Raw genomic sequence first — 15,289 nt, forward strand, 5'->3', positions numbered from 1 at the left:
CCGATACTAGTACCGGCCAGACAATACCGGTACGATCATCGGCATGATCGAGATCCTCTCCCCCGCCGAGGTCGACCGGGCCCGTCGCACCGGCGCCCTCGTCGGCACGATCCTGCAGACCCTCCGGGAGCGGACGACGGTCGGCACGAACCTGCTCGAGGTGGACGGGTGGACCCGGACGATGATCGAGGACGCCGGCGCGGTCTCCTGCTACGTCGACTACGCCCCCTCGTTCGGTCGCGGCCCCTTCGGCCACCACGTCTGCACCGCGGTGAACGACGCGGTGCTGCACGGCCTGCCGCACGACCGCGAGCTCGCCGACGGCGACCTGCTCACCCTGGACCTCGCGGTGACCCTGGACGGGATCGCCGCCGACGCGGCGATCAGCTTCGTCGTCGGGCGCGCCGACCCGGCGGACACCGCCCTGATCGACGCCACCGAACGGGCGCTGGCCGCCGGCATCGCCGCCGCGGGCCCCGGCGTCCGGACCGGGGACGTGTCGCACGCCATCGGCGAGGTCCTCACCGCCGCGGGCTACCCCGTGAACACCGAGTTCGGCGGGCACGGCATCGGCTCGACGATGCACCAGGACCCGCACGTGGCGAACACGGGTCGGCCGGGGCGCGGCTACACCCTGCGACCGGGGCTGCTCCTCGCGCTCGAGCCCTGGGTGATGGCGGACACGGACGAGCTCGTCACCGATCCCGACGGGTGGACGCTGCGGAGCGCGACGGGGGCGAGGACCGCGCACACCGAGCACACCGTCGCGATCACCGAGGACGGCGTCGAGGTGCTCACCCGTCCCGGCAGCTGACGCGGTCGAGGTCGGCCACTGCGCCTCCACGTCAGCGTCTCCGCGCCTCCACGTCAGCGCGAGGCTGGAGCGGTCGCCGCGGACCCGGCGCGGGCTCAGGCGTGCGTGAGCGCGATGAGCGCGACGTTCATGGTGCTGTAGGCGCCCTCGGAGCGCGTGGCCTGTCGGACCCGGCCCCGGAGGACCTCGTAGCGGCCGTCCTGCTCACGGACGAAGCCGATGACACCGCTCGCCGGTGTCGAGACGCGGTGGTAGCCGTCCTCCAGTGGGACGACCTCGGTGCTCGTCGTACGCTCCATCGCTTTCCCCTTCCGCTCGTCGTCGAACGATGGCCTCCACCATACCCCGGTCCGGGGTACAAGTCCTCCAGATGACGGACGTCGCCGGGGGTCGTCCGAGGATCCACCCGCTGTGTGCGTGCCCTGGATAGCATCGGGGCGACGGCGCCCGTGCGGGGGCCGTCGGGGGCGCAACGTGGGCTCCCGGACGACGGATGGAGGACGGATGCGAGCGGCTCACCACGGATCGCGCACCGACGATGGATCGGCCCCTCGGGCGCTCGGTCGGCATCGCGAAGGCCCCCACGCGGCCGTCCGCGGCGCCCGCTCGGCGATCACACGCTCCGTGGGTCGGATCGGCGCCGTGCTCCTCGCCGCCGGACTCGTGATCACGCCCGCCGCAGCAGCCCACGCGACGGACCCGGTCGACCTCGGCGGTGCCTACGTGGTCGACGAGGCCGGTGCCCTCAGCAGCGGTCAGCGGACCCAGGTCGAACGGGCGGTCCAGGACCTCTACGACCGGACGCAGACGCAGCTCTACGTGGTCTACGTGCCGACCTTCACGAACCCGACCGACCACGCCGCCTGGGGTGACGCCCTGATGGAGCGCAACCAGATCGACTCCGACGCGATCGTGCTCTCCGTGGCGGTCGACGACCGGATCGCCGACATCCAGCAGACGAACGCGACCGCACTGTCGAGCAGCGACGTCGAGTCCGCCTACCAGCAGGACGCCGTCCCGCAGCTGCGGGACGGCGACTGGGCGGGCGCCGCCGTCGCCCTCGCGGACGGACTCGTCTCCTCGCAGGCCCCGCCGGACCTCACCTGGCTGTGGGTCCTGCTGCTCGTGGTCGTCGTCGGTGCGGTCGTCGCCGTCCTGGTGATCCGCACCCGCAACAAGCGACGCACCGCCGAGGCCGCACGAGCGCAGGAGGCGTCCCTCGCCGGGCTCGAGCGCAAGGCGGGCGCGGCGCTGGTCACCATCGACGACGAGCTCCGGACGGCCGAGCAGGAGGTCGGCTTCGCCACGGCACAGTTCGGCGAGGACGCGGCGAAGCCCTTCGCCGAGGCCGTCGCGACCGCGAAGCGGAACGTGCGGCAGGCGTTCTCCTACCAGCAGCAGCTCGACGACGAGGTACCGGACTCCCCGCAGCAGCGCGCGCAGTGGGCGAACCAGATCGTCGCCATCTGCGAGCAGGCCCACGCGTCCATCGACGAGCAGACCGAGGCCTTCGACCACCTGCGGTCTCTCGAGGACGGGGTCGAGGACGCCGCGACCGCCCTCGCCTCCGCGGTCGCGGCAGCCCCGGTCGAGCTCGACGCCGCCCGCCGCGCGCTCGACCGGGTGCGCGGCTCGTACGGCGGCCGGACCCTGGCGACGGTCTCCGACAATGTCGACCAGGCCGAGCAGGTCCTCGGCTACGCGACGGAGCGGTCGCAGGCGGCGACCGCGGCCATAGCGTCCGGGGACAAGGGCGAGGCGGTCATCGCCGTGCGCGACGCCCAGCACGCGCTCGCACAGGTGCAGCAGCTGACCGCGAGTGCGACCGGCGCCGAGCGCACCTTCGCCGAGGCGACCGCCCGGGTCCAGGCGATGCGCGCGGACATCGAGGGAGACGTCGCCGCAGCCCGTTCGATGCGGTCCGGCGACCCGGCCCTCGCGGCCGCGGTGACCCGTGCCGACACCGTCCTCCGCCAGGGCTCCGACCCGCGCGACCCGATCGCCGCCGTCGACGCGCTGACGAAGGCGAACACCGAGATCGACGCCGCACTGGCCGCCGCGCGCGGCGCACAGGAACAGCAGCAGCGCGCACGCCGCGCCCTCGACGACGCCCTGCGCGACGCCCGGGCCCGGATCAGCCAGGCGCGCGACTTCATCTCGCTCCGCCGGGGAGCCGTCGGCACGACGGCCCGGACGCGCCTGTCCGAGGCCGAGCGCGCGCTCGACGACGCGGTCGACCTCGCCACGAGCGACCCCGCCCGCGCCCTCGGGGCTGCACGCGCCGCCGAGCAGTACGCCGCCGCGGCGATGGACGCGGCGAACGACGACATGGGCGGATGGCCCGGGCAGGGCGGCGGCGGCAACGGCGCACAGCTCGGGGGCCTCGTGACCGGGATCGTGCTCGGCGGCCTCCTCGGCGGACGCGGCGGCAGCTACGGGGGCGGCTCCTTCGGCGGTGGGGGCTTCGGCGGCGGCGGGGGCTTCAGCGGCGGCGGGGGCTTCGGCGGAGGCGGGGGCTTCGGCGGAGGCGGCGGCGGGGGCGGCGGGGGCTTCTCCGGCGGCGGCCGCTTCTGACAGCCGACACCACCCCCTCGGGACACACGACCACCAGGACCAGCAGCACCACGAGAGACCTTCCACGAAAGGGAACACAATGGCAAAGCAGACGATTCTCGGCCGGATCTCCTCGCTCATCCGGGCGAACGTGAACCAGCTCATCGACGACGCCGAGGACCCGCAGAAGATGCTGGACCAGCTCGTCCGCGACTACACGAACAACATCGCCGACGCGAAGACGGCGATCGCGCAGACGATCGGTAACCTCCGCCTGCTCGAGCAGGACCACGAGGAGGACAAGCGCGCGGCGACCGAGTGGGGTCAGAAGGCCGCCAACGCCTCGGCCGCCGCCGACAAGTACCGCGCCGAGGGCAAGACAGCGGACGCGGACAAGTTCGACAACCTCGCGAAGATCGCGATCGGCAAGCAGATCGCGGCCGAGCAGGAGGTCAAGGACAACGAGGGCCCGCTCGCCACGCAGAACGAGCAGGTCGAGAAGCTCAAGTCCGGGCTGGCCGGCATGGAGCAGAAGCTCGAACAGCTCAAGGCCAAGCGCGACTCGCTCGTCGCCCGTCAGAAGACCGCCGAGGCGCAGTCCAAGGTCAACGACGCCATCGGCAACATCGACATCACCGATCCGACGAGCGACCTCAACCGCTTCGAGGAGAAGGTCCGCCGCGAGGAGGCGAAGGTCCTCGGGCAGCAGGAACTGCAGTCGTCGAGCCTGGACGCGCAGTTCGAGAGCCTGGAGGACGTGGGTCGCGACGCCGAGGTCGAGGCACGTCTCGCCGCGCTGAAGAACGGCGGGTCCGCGGGTATCTGACGCGGAACTGCGGACGGCGCCGGACCCTGCTGCCAGACTGAGACGATGCAGTTCCTCGTCGTCGGTCAGTGGCAGGGTTCGGCGTCGTCGCGCGCGATGCGCCTCGGCGACGGAGCACAGGCCATCGCAGCCGATCTCCCCCGCGCCGCCACGACCGTCGTCGACGTGCCGGCCGGCGCGGGCGACCGGCTCGAGACCGCCGTCGCCCGCTACACGTCGGTCCGTGCCGTGGCCGACCGCGTCGCCGAGGAGACCGGCGTCGCGAGCGAACCCGTCCTGGTGATCGGTGGTGACGGGTCGAGCGTGCTCGGCGCCTCCGTGCTCGTGCGTCCGGACACCGCGTTCGTGCGCATCGCCGGATCGAGCGGCTACCGGTCGCTGAACCGCGCACAACCCGTCGCAGCCGAGACCGCCGTCCTGCGCCTGCTCGTCGACCGCCCGGAGGACCTCTTCCCCGACCTGCCGGTCCTGGACCCGGCCAGGGTCGTGCTCGCCGGGATCCGCGGAGTCGAGGACGCCGAGATCGCCGCCCTCGACCGGGTCGGGATCACCCACCTCGACGTGGACGCGGCGACGCCGGACGCGATCGCGGCCGCGGTCGGGTCCACCGGTGCCGAGCGCGTCTTCGTCCACGTCGACCTCGACGTGCTCGACCCGGCCGAGGTGGACGGACTGCTCGAGCCGGTGCCCTTCGGGCTCGACGCCTCCGGTCTGGTCGAGCGCATCCAGGCCGCGACGCGGGGACGGCGACTCGTCGGGGCCGCGCTGACCGGCTTCGCACCGGTGGATCCCGACCGAGCGGTCGACGACCTGGGCGTGATCCTGCGTGCGGTCGGTGCCCTGACGACCGCGTCCCGCACCGCCTGACCAAGGCTGACCGGTCCTCCGGATCCGCGCCGCGCCGCACACGGCCGACGCCCCGCCGCTCCGCGTAGGTTCGGGAGCATGACGGACTACGACCTCATCGTGATCGGCGCCGGCGCAGTCGGCGAGAACGTGGCGGACTACGCCCACAAGCGCGGCCTGTCGGTCGCCGTGGTCGAGGCCGAACTGGTCGGCGGTGAGTGCTCCTACTGGGCGTGCATGCCGTCGAAGGCGCTCCTCCGCAGCGGCCACGCGGTCGCGGCTGCGAAGCGCGTCGACGGTGCCGCGCAGGCGGTCACCGGGCACGTGGACGCCGCGAAGGTGCTCGCGCGCCGCAACTCCTTCACCTCCGACTACCAGGACGACAGCCAGGTGGCCTGGCTCGAGTCCGCCGACATCGCCCTGATCCGCGGCCACGCCCGCATCACCGGCGAGAAGACCATCGAGGTCGGCGGCGAGACGCACGCCGCACGCGCGGCCGTCGCCGTCGTGACCGGTTCGCTGCACCAGCTGCCGGACGTCCCCGGTCTCGCGGACGCGCAGCCTTGGGGAACCCGCGAGGGCACCAGCGCCCAGCAGGTCCCGGAGAGCCTGCTCGTCATCGGTGGCGGAGTCGCCGGCTCCGAGCTCGCGACCGCGTGGGCATCCCTCGGGTCGAAGGTCACCCTGGTCGCCCGGCACGGGCTGCTCGGCGGCATGGAGCCGTTCGCCGGTGAGCTCGTCGCCGACGCGATGCGGGAACTCGGCATCGACGTCCGTACCGGTGTCAGCCCGACGCGGGTCGACCGCGACGAGCACGGCCTGGTCACCACGACGCTCGACGACGGCACCACGGTCGTGACGAGCGAGGTCCTCGCGGCGACGGGTCGGAAGGCGCACACCGCCGACCTCGGCCTCGAGTCCGTGGGGCTCACCCCGGGCGACTGGCTGCAGGTCGACGACACGATGCTCGTGCAGGGCACCGACTGGCTCTACGCCGTCGGCGACGTCAACCACCGCGCACTCCTCACCCACCAGGGCAAGTACCAGGCACGCGCCGCCGGCGAGGCCATCGCCGCACGGGCGCAGGGCCGCCCAGTGCACGCCGAGCCCTGGGGCGCCCACGTCGCGACCGCCGACCACGCAGCCGTCCCGCAGGTCACGTTCACCGACCCCGAGGTGGCGAGCATCGGCCTGACCGAGGCCGCGGCACGCGAGCAGGGCATCGACGTCCGCGCGGTCGAGTACGACCTCGGTGCGATCGCCGGCTCGGCGCTGCAGGCCGACGGCTACACCGGCCGGGCGAAGATGGTCGTCGACGAGTCCCGCGGCGTCGTCGTCGGCGTGACCTTCGTCGGACAGGACGTCGCCGAGATGCTCCACGCGGCGACGGTCGCGGTCGTCGGCGAGGTCCCCGTCGACCGGCTCTGGCACGCGGTCCCGGCGTACCCGACGATGAACGAGGTATGGCTCCGCCTGCTCGAGACCTACGGCCGACCGGAGTAGGGGTGCGCAACCCGCTCCTCGACTCCCCGATCTCGCGCGCCGGTTGGGTGTTCGCCACCGCGGTCGGACTGGCCGTCGGGGTGCCCTTCTCGACCGGGCGGATCCGGGTCGAGGACGGGTTGATCGTGTGCACGGGGCTGCCGCGCTGGGCGTTCCGGCGCGGCGGTACGTGCGTCGGGTCGGTGTACCTGACGCGGGACAACGACGGCCCGCGCGTGCTGCGGCACGAGCGGGTGCACGTGACGCAGTGGCGTCGCTACGGCATGCTCATGCCGCTGCTCTACGCCCTCGCGGGGCGCGACGCCGCCCGCAACCGCTTCGAGGTGGAGGCCGGTCTCGAGGACGGCGGCTACCGCTGACCCGGTGACCCACGACCGGACGGGAGGCGCACGGCGGGTCCGCCCCGTGCCTCCCGTCCGTCAGGCGGCCCGTTCCGAGCCACCGAGCGGGCCGGATCCGTCACACTCGCCACTCCGGACCGACGGATCGCGCCCGCTCGACGAACGCGAGCGGCACGTCCTGCCCGCTCGGTGCAGGCAGCACCCGCGCCGAGCCGTCGGCGGTCAGGCGACGCGCCGGCGCGGCACCACCAGGGGTGTCCCGGTCTCCGGGTCGGGCACGACCACGCAGGGCAGTCCGAAGACGTCCTCCACCAGCTCCGAGGTCAGCACCGCGGCCGGCGTGCCCTGTGCCACGATCGCCCCGTCGCGCATCGCCACGAGGTGCGTCGCGTACCGGGCGGCCTGGTTCAGGTCGTGGAGCACCGCCACGACGGTGCGGCCCGCCGCGTGCAGTGCCGAGGCGAGCTCGAGCACGTCGTACTGGTGCGCGATGTCGAGGAACGTCGTCGGCTCGTCGAGCAGGACGATGTCGGTCTCCTGCGCCAGCACCATCGCGATCCACACGCGCTGCCGCTGCCCACCCGAGAGCTCACCGACGCTCCGGTCGGCGAGCGACACGGTGTCGGTCTGCTCCAGCGCGGCCTGCACGGCGGTGCGGTCGGAGCCGGACGACGGGTGCAGCAGGTCCTGGTGCGGGAAGCGGCCGCGGGACACGAGGTCCCGGACGGTGATGCCCTCGGGTGCGACGGGCGTCTGGGGCAGCATGCCGACCCGACGGGCGACGGCCTTCGGGCGGAGCGAGTCGATCGGGGCGCCGTCGAGGAACACCGTGCCGGCGCTCGGCCGGAGGGTGCGGGCGAACGCCTTCAACAGGGTGGACTTGCCGCAGGCGTTCGGACCGACGATCACGGTGAGCTCCCCGTCGGGCACGTCGACGTCGAGCGACGACACCACGGTCCGGTCGTCGTACGCCAGGGTCAGCCCGCGCGCCCCCAGGGCCGTCGTCGGGACGGGACCACCGGCTCGCCCGGACGGCGCCGGGGCGGACGCTGCCGTGTTCAGTGCTCGGCCTTGCCGTGCCGCCAGTACCCCATGAACGCGACCTGCCGACGGTCGAGTCCGACGCCGCGCACGAGGTGTCGGCGGAGCTCCTTCACGCAACCGGCCTCGCCCGCGATCCAGGCGTACACCGGTCGCTCGTCGAGCGCGGCCGGCACGTCCCAGAGCACCTGCTCGTCGACGTCCACGTCGGCCAGGTCCACGGCGCCGCGCACCGGCTCCGCCACCGAGGCGGCCCCGGTCGTGACCTCGGCGGCCCAGGCGTGCACCTGGTCCGTCATCCGGACCCCGTGCGAGGCACCGTTGCGGGCGATCCACCGCACCTCGACACCGGCGGGTGCGGAGACCGGCAGCCGGTCGGCGTCGGTCGGGACCTCGATGAAGACGTGTCCGACGGTCGCCACGTCGAGTGCCTCGAGGATGGCGCAGATCGCGGGAGCGGCGGTCTCGTCCCCGGCGAGCAGGATCCGGGTCGCGCTCCCCGGCGCGAACTCGGCGGCGCCGCTCGGCAGCTCGGCGGGCGAGGACGGCACGGCGGGACCGACGATGCGGAGTTCGTCCCCGACCCGACACGACGACACCCACCGCGAGGCCGGTCCGGTGTCCCCGTGCGCCACGAAGTCGATGTCGAGCTCGCGGGCGTCCGGACGGAATGACCGGACGGTGTAGGTGCGGAGGGGGTTCCGCTGGGCGTCGGGCAGTGCGCGCCACGCGCCGTACCAGTCGTCACTGTCGGGCAGGTCGCTGAACCCGTGTCCGGGGATCGGCAGGACGACCTTGATCCGCTGGTCGAGCCCGACCGCGGAGAAGTCCGCGAGCGCGTCACCGGTGAGCGTCACCCGGACGAACGACGGGGTGAGCGCCGACACGGCCGCGACGCGGACGGAGAAGACTCGGTACCGGGCTGCCACGAGGTACGAGTATGGCATGCCTTACCTAAGGCTTCCAGGGTGCAACGGGGTACCCGACGGGGTGCGAGGATCGGACCCGTGCACGAACCCGACGACGAATTCTCGGACCTGGCCGCGCTGGCGGCTGCGAGCGGCGTGACGGAGCCGCTCCGCGCCTCCCGGCAGGTGGTCCGGACCGACGACGGACGCGAGACCGCGGCGATCCGCTGGGACACGGCGGACGTCCGGGAGGCACGGATCACCTACCTGCACGGGCTCGGCATCGACGCGCACAGCTTCGACCAGACCGCGATCGCGGTCGGGCAACCGGCGGTCGCCCTCGACCTGCCCGGGCACGGCCGGTCGTCCTGGCGGGACGACGCCGACTACGGCGCGAGCGCGACGGCGCCGCAGGTGCTGGCCGCACTCGACGCCCTCGGGGTCCCGCCGGGCGTGGTCGTCGGCCACTCGCTCGGTGCCATCCTCGCCGCCCGCCTGGCCGCGACCTCCCCCGAGCGCGTCACCGGCCTGGTGCTCGTCGACATGTCCCCGGACTTCGCGCAGCGCGCCGTCGACCGCATCGCCCGGGCACTGGAGGACGAGACGCCCTTCGCATCGCTCGACGAGGTCGTCGACCGCGCCGTCGAGGCCCGCGTCGGGGACGACCGCGCGGTGCTCCTCCGCGAGGCCCGGCACACCACCCGACTCGGCGAGGACGGCCGGCTCGTCCGCCGGCACCACTTCCCGCACCTGCCCTCGGGTCGGACGGCGTCGGTGGGGCGGTTCGCCGACGCGTGGCCGGACCTCGAGGCCCTCGCCGTGCCGGTGCTGCTCGTCCGGGGTGACCGCGGGTACGTCTCGCCGAAGCTGCACGCCGGCTTCACCGAGCGGCTCCCGGACGCCGAGGTCGTGACGGTGACGGCACGGCACGCGGTGCAGAACCAGGCCCCCCTCGAACTGGCGTCGGCGATCCGGGCATGGGGAGCACGGCACCGGTTGTTGCACGAGGTCCAACAACCGTCATCCGGCTCCGAACGCCGGTAACCTCGTGCGAGCGCGAAGCGACGACCGTCGCCCCACGCGCCCGGAAGGAACCCACAACCCATGAGTCCGCTCCTCCCCCGCCGCGGTGGCCGTGCAGCACGCGTCGCCCTGGCCGCCACCGCGGTCGCCGTCGCCTCGGCCCTGACGCTCACCGCCTGCTCGGGCTCCGACAGCAGCAGCGGTGGCGACGACGCCACCGTGCGCGTCGGCCTCGTGCTCGAGCCCACGAGCCTCGACATCCGCACGCAGTCCGGTGCCGCGCTCGACCAGGTGCTCATCGACAACGTGTACCAGGGCCTGGTGGGCCGGACGGCGGACGGGGAGATCCGCGACGTGCTGGCGTCGAAGCACGAGGTCTCGTCGGACGGGAAGACGTACACGTTCACGCTCCGCGACGGCACGACCTTCCAGGACGGCAAGCCCGTCACGGCCGCCGACGTCGTCTGGTCGCTGCAGCAGGCGAAGGACAACGCGTCCTACGTGGACTCCGCCAAGCTCGCGGGCGTCTCGTCGATCAGTTCCCCGTCGGACGGGATCGTCGAGCTGCAGCTCGAGGCGCCGGACTCCGATCTGCTCTTCAACCTGACCGGCCGCGCCGGGCTCGTGCTCGAGCAGGCCGCGACGAACGACCTCTCCGACAGCGCCAACGGCACCGGACCGTACGCGGTGTCGGCGTGGAAGCAGGGCGACTCGCTCACCTTCAGCCGGAACGACGACTACTGGGGCACCGAGCCGAAGGTCGCGAAGATCGTGTTCCGGTACATCACCGACCCGTCGACCGCCGTCAACGCGATGGCGAACGGCGACCTCGACGTGCTGAACCCCGTCGACGGCACCCTGCAGGGCCAGCTGCAGGGCAACCCGGACATCGAGCTGCACCGCGGCAAGACGACCGACAAGTACACGCTCGCCTTCAACGACGCCCAGGCGCCCTTCACCGACGAGCGGGTGCGCCGGGCGATCCGGCAGGCGATCGACCCGAAGGCGCTCATCAAGGCCATCGGCGGCACGGGCGTCGAGCAGGGCGGACCGATCCCCGAGCTCGACCCCGGTTACGAGGACCTGACCGACATCGACGCGTACGACCCCGACAACGCGAAGAAGCTGCTGGCCGAGGCCGGGAAGACCGACCTGGACCTGACCCTCACCTACGCCAACGTCTACCCGGCGACGATCGGTGACGTGCTGAAGTCGCAGCTCGCCGACGTGGGCATCACCCTGAAGGTGGAGCGGGTCGACTTCGCGACGTGGCTCGACCAGGTCTTCACGAAGAAGGACTTCCAGCTCTCGGTCGTCGACCACGTCGAGGCCCGCGACTTCGGCAACTGGGCGAACCCGGACTACTACTTCGGGTACGACAACCGCGAGGTGCAGCGGCTCTACGCGGAGTCGATCGCCGCGACCTCGCAGACCGAGAAGGAACAGGCGCTCCGCAAGGCTGCGCGCATCGTCAGCGAGGACGCCGCGGGCGAGTGGCTGTACACCGCGACGGAGATCACGGCCGTCCGCAAGGGCGTGACCGGGTTCCCCGTCGACGGCGGCAACTCGCGGCTCGACCTGGCCGGACTGGCCGTCCGGTGACCGCTGCCCCGCCGGTCGCCGGGCGCTCGTCCGGCGCTGCGCTCCGGGCTCGCGCCGCCGCCCCCGTAGCATCGGACGCGTGACCCGGTTCCTCGTCGGGCGACTGCTGCTGCTCGTCGTCGGCCTGCTCGTGGCGAGCATCATCGTGTTCGCCACGCTGCGCGTGCTGCCCGGCGACGTCGCACAGATCGTCGCCGGCACCCAGTCGACGCCGGCCCAGGTCGAGCAGCTCCGGCAGCAGCTCGGCCTCGACCGGCCGGTCGTCGTGCAGTACCTCGACTGGATCGGCGGTGTGCTCCGCGGTGACCTCGGCCGCTCACTCGTGACGAACGGCGCCGTCGGTCCGGAGATCGCGCAGAAGCTCGCCGTCACGCTGCCGCTCGCGGGGATGTCGCTGGTGGCCGCCCTCGTGCTCGGGGTGCCGCTCGGGGTGCTCGCTGCGGTGCTGCGCCGTCGGGCCGGCGGTGCGGTGATCGGCTTCGTCGCGCAGGCGGTGGCAGCGGTCCCCGTGGTCTGGGCCGGCATGCTCCTCATCGCGCTGTTCGCCGTCACGCTGCACCTGCTGCCGACGCAGGGCTTCCCGCTCGACGGGTGGGACGAACCCGGTCGCGCGTTCTCGTCGCTCGTGCTCCCCGCGCTCACCATCGGCGCCGTCGAGGGCGCCGTGATCCTGCGCTTCACCCGCTCCGCCACGCTCACGGTCCTGGACGCCGACCACGTCCGGACCGCGGCGGCGATCGGCCTGACGCGGACACGGGCGCTCCTGCGGCACGGCCTGCCGTCGGTGGCGCTCACCGTGCTGGCCGTCCTCGGCGTGCAGATCGCCGGCCTGCTGGTGGGGGCCGTCGTCGTCGAGCAGCTCTTCTCGCTCCCGGGGGTCGGACGGATGCTCGTGACCGACGTCGGGCGACGCGACGTCACGAAGGTGCAGTCGGAGCTCCTCGTGCTCACGAGCCTGGTGCTGGTCGTCGGCTTCGCGGTCGACGTCGTGCACCGTGCGCTCGACCCCCGGCAGCGGGAGGTGGGCGAGTGATCCGCCGTCTGCTCGCCCGACCCACGGGGTGCTTCGCCGTCGTCGTGCTGACGCTCCTCGTCGTGCTCGCCGCGGTGTCCCTCGTGTGGACGCCCCAGGACCCGTTCCGCGCCGACCCCTTCCAGCAGTGGGCGGCACCGAGCCTCGCGCACTGGTTCGGCACCGACGCCGCAGGGCGGGACATCGCGAGCTACCTGCTCGCCGGTACCCGGACGACCGTGCTCGTCGCGGTCGGCTCCGGCATCGTCGCGAGCGTGGTCGGCATCGTCCTGACGGCGATCGGCTCGCTGACCACGAGGTGGGTCCGAGAGGGCACCGCCGTCCTCCTCGACATCCTCGTCGCGTTCCCCACGCTGCTGACCGCCATGCTCCTGACGGCGGTGTTCGGCGGGTCGCTCGGCGTCGTGGTGGTGAGCGTCGGGCTGTCGTTCGGCGTGACGATCGCCCGCGTCGCGCGTGGTGAGATCCGCCGCATCGCCCGGAGCGACTACGTCGTCGCCGCACGGGCTTCCGGCGTCGGGCCCCTCGGCGTGCTCACCCGCCACCTGGTGCCGAACGCGGCGCCGCTGTTCACCGTGCAGCTCTCGCTCGCGATGGCGACGGCGGTCCTCGCCGAGGCCGGCCTCTCCTACCTCGGCTACGGCGCGGGGTCGGACACGGCGTCGTGGGGCAACCTGCTCGCCGACCTGCAGACGTACATCGGCGTGCACCCGTGGAGCGCGACCTGGCCGGGTGCCGCGATCGCCCTCGTCGTCGCCGCGCTCTCGCTGCTCGGTGACGCGGTGCGCGACGCGACCGACCCGCGCCTGACCACCGGCGACCGAGCGGCCACCGGCACGCCGGCTGCAACGGGCACCCCGGCCGGCGACGACCCGGCCACCGGCGCCCCGGGCGCAGACCGACGCGCACCGGACGGCACCACGACGACCCCGGGGGTGACGGCGTGAGCGATCACCGGACCGGACGCGACGGTCTCGAGGTGACCGGACTGACGGTCCGCATCGCGGGGCGGACGGTGCTCGACGACGTGACGTTCACCGTGCCTCCCGGCCGACGCGTCGGCGTGATCGGCGCGTCCGGATCCGGCAAGTCGATGACCTCGCTCGCCCTGATGGGCCTCGAACCGACGGGGGCCGAGGTGACCGGGAGCATCCGCCTCGACGGCACCGAGCTCGTGGGGATGCGCGATCGGGACCGGGCGCGCCACCGCGGTTCCGGCATCGGCATGGTGTTCCAGGAGCCCGCGACCGCCCTCGACCCGCTCCGCCGTGTCGGTGCGCAGGTGGCGGAACCGCTCCGACTGCACCGCGGGCTGGACCGCCGTGCGGCCGCCACCGCCGCGGTCGCACTCGCCGACGCCGTCGGACTGCCCGACCCAGCCGCGCTGCTCCGCCAGTACCCGCACCAGCTGTCCGGTGGACAGCGACAGCGCATCTGCATCGCGATGGCGATGGCCGGCGCCCCCGCGTACCTGGTCGCCGACGAGCCGACGACCGCGCTCGACGTCACCACCGAGGCCCGGATCCTCGAGCTCTTCGAACGCCTCTCGACCGAGCGCGGGACCGGCATGCTCTTCGTGACGCACGACCTCGCGGTGCTCGCCCGGATCGCCGACACCGCCGTCGTCCTCGACCACGGCCGCGTGGTCGAGCAGGCGTCGGTGCGGTCGCTGCTCGACGCCCCGCAGCACCCGACGACGGCGGCCCTCGTCGACGCCGCCCGCGCCACCGCCCGCCGCACCGGAGGCCCCGCATGACCGACGCGCTGCACGCCAGCGGCCTCCACCGCACGTACCGCCTGCCACGCCGTGGCCCCTTCGAACCCGGCCCGGTGCGGACCGCCGTCGACGGGGTCGACCTGACGGTCGCCTCCGGAGCACGGCTCGGCATCGTCGGTGAGTCCGGGTCCGGCAAGTCGACGCTGGTGCGGCTGCTCGCCGGCCTGGAGGCACCCACCGCTGGCTCCGTGTCGGCCGGCGGTCGTCCCGTGGTCGCGTCGGCCTCCGCGGCCGCGATGCGCTGGTTCCGTCGCGAGACCGGGGTGGTGTTCCAGGACCCGTACGCGTCCCTCGACCCGCGGATGCGCGTCGGCGCGATCGTCGCCGAGCCGCTCCGTGCGCTGCAGCTGCCGGGTGATCACCGCGCGCTCGTGGCCTCGGTCCTGGAGCGCGTCGACCTGCCCGCCGACGCCGCCGACCGGTACCCGCACGAGTTCTCCGGCGGGCAGCGGCAGCGCATCGCGATCGCCCGTGCGGTGGTGCACTCCCCGCGGATCCTGTTCGGGGACGAGCCGATGAGCGCCCTCGACGTGGTCGTCCGCGCCAGGGTGATCGACCTGTTCCGCTCGCTCGCCGACGACCTCGGGCTGACGCTCGTGCTCGTGTCGCACGACATCGGCGTGGTGCAGCGGCTGTGCGACACCGTGGCGGTGCTCTCCGAGGGGCGGATCGTGGAGCAGGGGCCGGTGTCGCTGCTCGACGACCCGCGGCACCCGGTGACGCGGGCGCTGGTGGCGGCGGCCCCGACGCTGCCGTAGGGGCGCGGGGCGGCGGTCGGCGGGGACGGTCGGCGGGGGTCGGCGTCGGCGGGGGTCGGTCGGCGGGCTTCGCGCGGGCGGAGTAGGCGACGCGACACTTCCGCTGTCGTACGACGACCACGGTGTCACTCGGCCCGGCAGCCGCGACCGGGCTCCGGTCAGGACGACAGATGCGCTGTCGTACGACGACCACGATGTCGCGCCATCCTCCCGAGCCGCGGCATCGCACGCGTCGATCGACGTGCGCATCGTCGCAGTCGCGAC

The 15,289-nt window shown here is 73.4% G+C and carries 15 protein-coding genes; 12 read left to right on the forward strand and 3 right to left on the reverse strand.

The window, feature by feature from the left end; genetic code table 11:
- The first annotated feature begins 43 nt into the window (after positions 1-43).
- The gene (gene map, locus ACIQFY_RS03350; protein ID WP_400338262.1) at positions 44-814 is read left to right on the forward strand and encodes a type I methionyl aminopeptidase; all 771 of its coding nucleotides are present in this window, start codon (positions 44-46) and stop codon (positions 812-814) included.
- Positions 815-909: 95 nt separating this feature from the next.
- On the opposite strand, the gene ACIQFY_RS03355 is transcribed toward map, so the two are convergent.
- Positions 910-1,113 carry a hypothetical protein gene (locus ACIQFY_RS03355; RefSeq protein ID WP_058729997.1) on the reverse strand — a complete coding sequence of 68 codons (204 nt, stop codon included), beginning with the start codon at positions 1,111-1,113 and terminating at the stop codon, positions 910-912.
- Between the two features lie 325 nt (positions 1,114-1,438).
- On the opposite strand from ACIQFY_RS03355, the gene ACIQFY_RS03360 reads away from it, so the two are divergent.
- The 5 genes from ACIQFY_RS03360 (at position 1,439) to ACIQFY_RS03380 (ending at position 6,901) form a co-directional block, all read left to right on the forward strand.
- Complete coding sequence (locus ACIQFY_RS03360) at positions 1,439-3,388, forward strand: TPM domain-containing protein (protein WP_400338264.1); 1,950 nt, start codon at positions 1,439-1,441, stop codon at positions 3,386-3,388.
- Between the two features lie 79 nt (positions 3,389-3,467).
- Positions 3,468-4,193, forward strand: a complete 726-nt coding sequence (locus ACIQFY_RS03365) for a PspA/IM30 family protein (RefSeq protein ID WP_066654658.1) — start codon at positions 3,468-3,470, stop codon at positions 4,191-4,193.
- Between the two features lie 45 nt (positions 4,194-4,238).
- Entirely contained in the window at positions 4,239-5,060 is an 822-nt protein-coding gene (locus ACIQFY_RS03370) for an arginase family protein (protein WP_400338267.1), read from the forward strand.
- 78 nt (positions 5,061-5,138) lie between these two features.
- Positions 5,139-6,542 (forward strand): dihydrolipoyl dehydrogenase family protein, encoded by a 1,404-nt coding sequence (locus ACIQFY_RS03375; RefSeq protein ID WP_400338269.1) that lies wholly within the window; start codon positions 5,139-5,141, stop codon positions 6,540-6,542.
- Positions 6,503-6,901: a Fe-S oxidoreductase gene (locus ACIQFY_RS03380; protein ID WP_400338271.1), complete on the forward strand. Its 399-nt coding sequence runs from the start codon at positions 6,503-6,505 to the stop codon at positions 6,899-6,901. The genes ACIQFY_RS03375 and ACIQFY_RS03380 overlap by 40 nt, the downstream gene beginning before the upstream one ends.
- 204 nt (positions 6,902-7,105) lie before the next feature.
- Here the strand turns inward: ACIQFY_RS03380 and ACIQFY_RS03385 are convergent, their stop codons facing one another.
- Positions 7,106-7,879, reverse strand: a complete 774-nt coding sequence (locus ACIQFY_RS03385) for an ABC transporter ATP-binding protein (protein WP_326496426.1) — start codon at positions 7,877-7,879, stop codon at positions 7,106-7,108.
- Between the two features lie 62 nt (positions 7,880-7,941).
- Complete coding sequence (locus ACIQFY_RS03390; RefSeq protein WP_400338273.1) at positions 7,942-8,871, reverse strand: siderophore-interacting protein; 930 nt, start codon at positions 8,869-8,871, stop codon at positions 7,942-7,944.
- 60 nt (positions 8,872-8,931) lie between these two features.
- On the opposite strand from ACIQFY_RS03390, the gene ACIQFY_RS03395 reads away from it, so the two are divergent.
- The 6 genes from ACIQFY_RS03395 to ACIQFY_RS03420 all read left to right on the forward strand — a co-directional run bounded on the left by ACIQFY_RS03395 (position 8,932) and on the right by ACIQFY_RS03420 (position 15,025).
- The gene (locus tag ACIQFY_RS03395) at positions 8,932-9,876 is read left to right on the forward strand and encodes an alpha/beta fold hydrolase (RefSeq protein WP_326496381.1); all 945 of its coding nucleotides are present in this window, start codon (positions 8,932-8,934) and stop codon (positions 9,874-9,876) included.
- 60 nt (positions 9,877-9,936) lie between these two features.
- Entirely contained in the window at positions 9,937-11,457 is a 1,521-nt protein-coding gene (locus ACIQFY_RS03400; RefSeq protein ID WP_326496382.1) for an ABC transporter substrate-binding protein, read from the forward strand.
- A 79-nt stretch (positions 11,458-11,536) separates the two neighbouring features.
- Positions 11,537-12,490: an ABC transporter permease gene (locus ACIQFY_RS03405; protein ID WP_326496383.1), complete on the forward strand. Its 954-nt coding sequence runs from the start codon at positions 11,537-11,539 to the stop codon at positions 12,488-12,490.
- On the forward strand, positions 12,487-13,437 hold the full coding sequence (locus ACIQFY_RS03410; RefSeq protein WP_326496384.1) for an ABC transporter permease: 951 nt from the start codon (positions 12,487-12,489) through the stop codon (positions 13,435-13,437). The genes ACIQFY_RS03405 and ACIQFY_RS03410 overlap by 4 nt, the downstream gene beginning before the upstream one ends.
- Entirely contained in the window at positions 13,434-14,246 is an 813-nt protein-coding gene (locus tag ACIQFY_RS03415) for an ABC transporter ATP-binding protein (protein ID WP_326496385.1), read from the forward strand. The genes ACIQFY_RS03410 and ACIQFY_RS03415 overlap by 4 nt, the downstream gene beginning before the upstream one ends.
- Positions 14,243-15,025 (forward strand): ABC transporter ATP-binding protein, encoded by a 783-nt coding sequence (locus ACIQFY_RS03420; protein WP_326496386.1) that lies wholly within the window; start codon positions 14,243-14,245, stop codon positions 15,023-15,025. Before ACIQFY_RS03415 ends, ACIQFY_RS03420 begins: the two co-directional genes overlap by 4 nt.
- Positions 15,026-15,289: the final 264 nt, after the last annotated feature.

Origin of the sequence: Curtobacterium sp. NPDC092190 (assembly GCF_044755625.1) — a bacterium.
Classification (GTDB): domain Bacteria; phylum Actinomycetota; class Actinomycetes; order Actinomycetales; family Microbacteriaceae; genus Curtobacterium.

Bases quoted from the DNA above. Each gene is read 5' to 3' on its own strand.
- ACIQFY_RS03390 (WP_400338273.1), bottom strand. From the start codon at position 8,871: ATGCCATACTCGTACCTCGTGGCAGCCCGGTACCGAGTCTTCTCCGTC.
- map (WP_400338262.1), top strand. From the start codon at position 44: ATGATCGAGATCCTCTCCCCCGCCGAGGTCGACCGGGCCCGTCGCACC.
- ACIQFY_RS03375 (WP_400338269.1), top strand. From the start codon at position 5,139: ATGACGGACTACGACCTCATCGTGATCGGCGCCGGCGCAGTCGGCGAG.
- ACIQFY_RS03365 (WP_066654658.1), top strand. From the start codon at position 3,468: ATGGCAAAGCAGACGATTCTCGGCCGGATCTCCTCGCTCATCCGGGCG.
- ACIQFY_RS03370 (WP_400338267.1), top strand. From the start codon at position 4,239: ATGCAGTTCCTCGTCGTCGGTCAGTGGCAGGGTTCGGCGTCGTCGCGC.
- ACIQFY_RS03400 (WP_326496382.1), top strand. From the start codon at position 9,937: ATGAGTCCGCTCCTCCCCCGCCGCGGTGGCCGTGCAGCACGCGTCGCC.
- ACIQFY_RS03380 (WP_400338271.1), top strand. From the start codon at position 6,503: ATGGCTCCGCCTGCTCGAGACCTACGGCCGACCGGAGTAGGGGTGCGC.
- ACIQFY_RS03420 (WP_326496386.1), top strand. From the start codon at position 14,243: ATGACCGACGCGCTGCACGCCAGCGGCCTCCACCGCACGTACCGCCTG.
- ACIQFY_RS03355 (WP_058729997.1), bottom strand. From the start codon at position 1,113: ATGGAGCGTACGACGAGCACCGAGGTCGTCCCACTGGAGGACGGCTAC.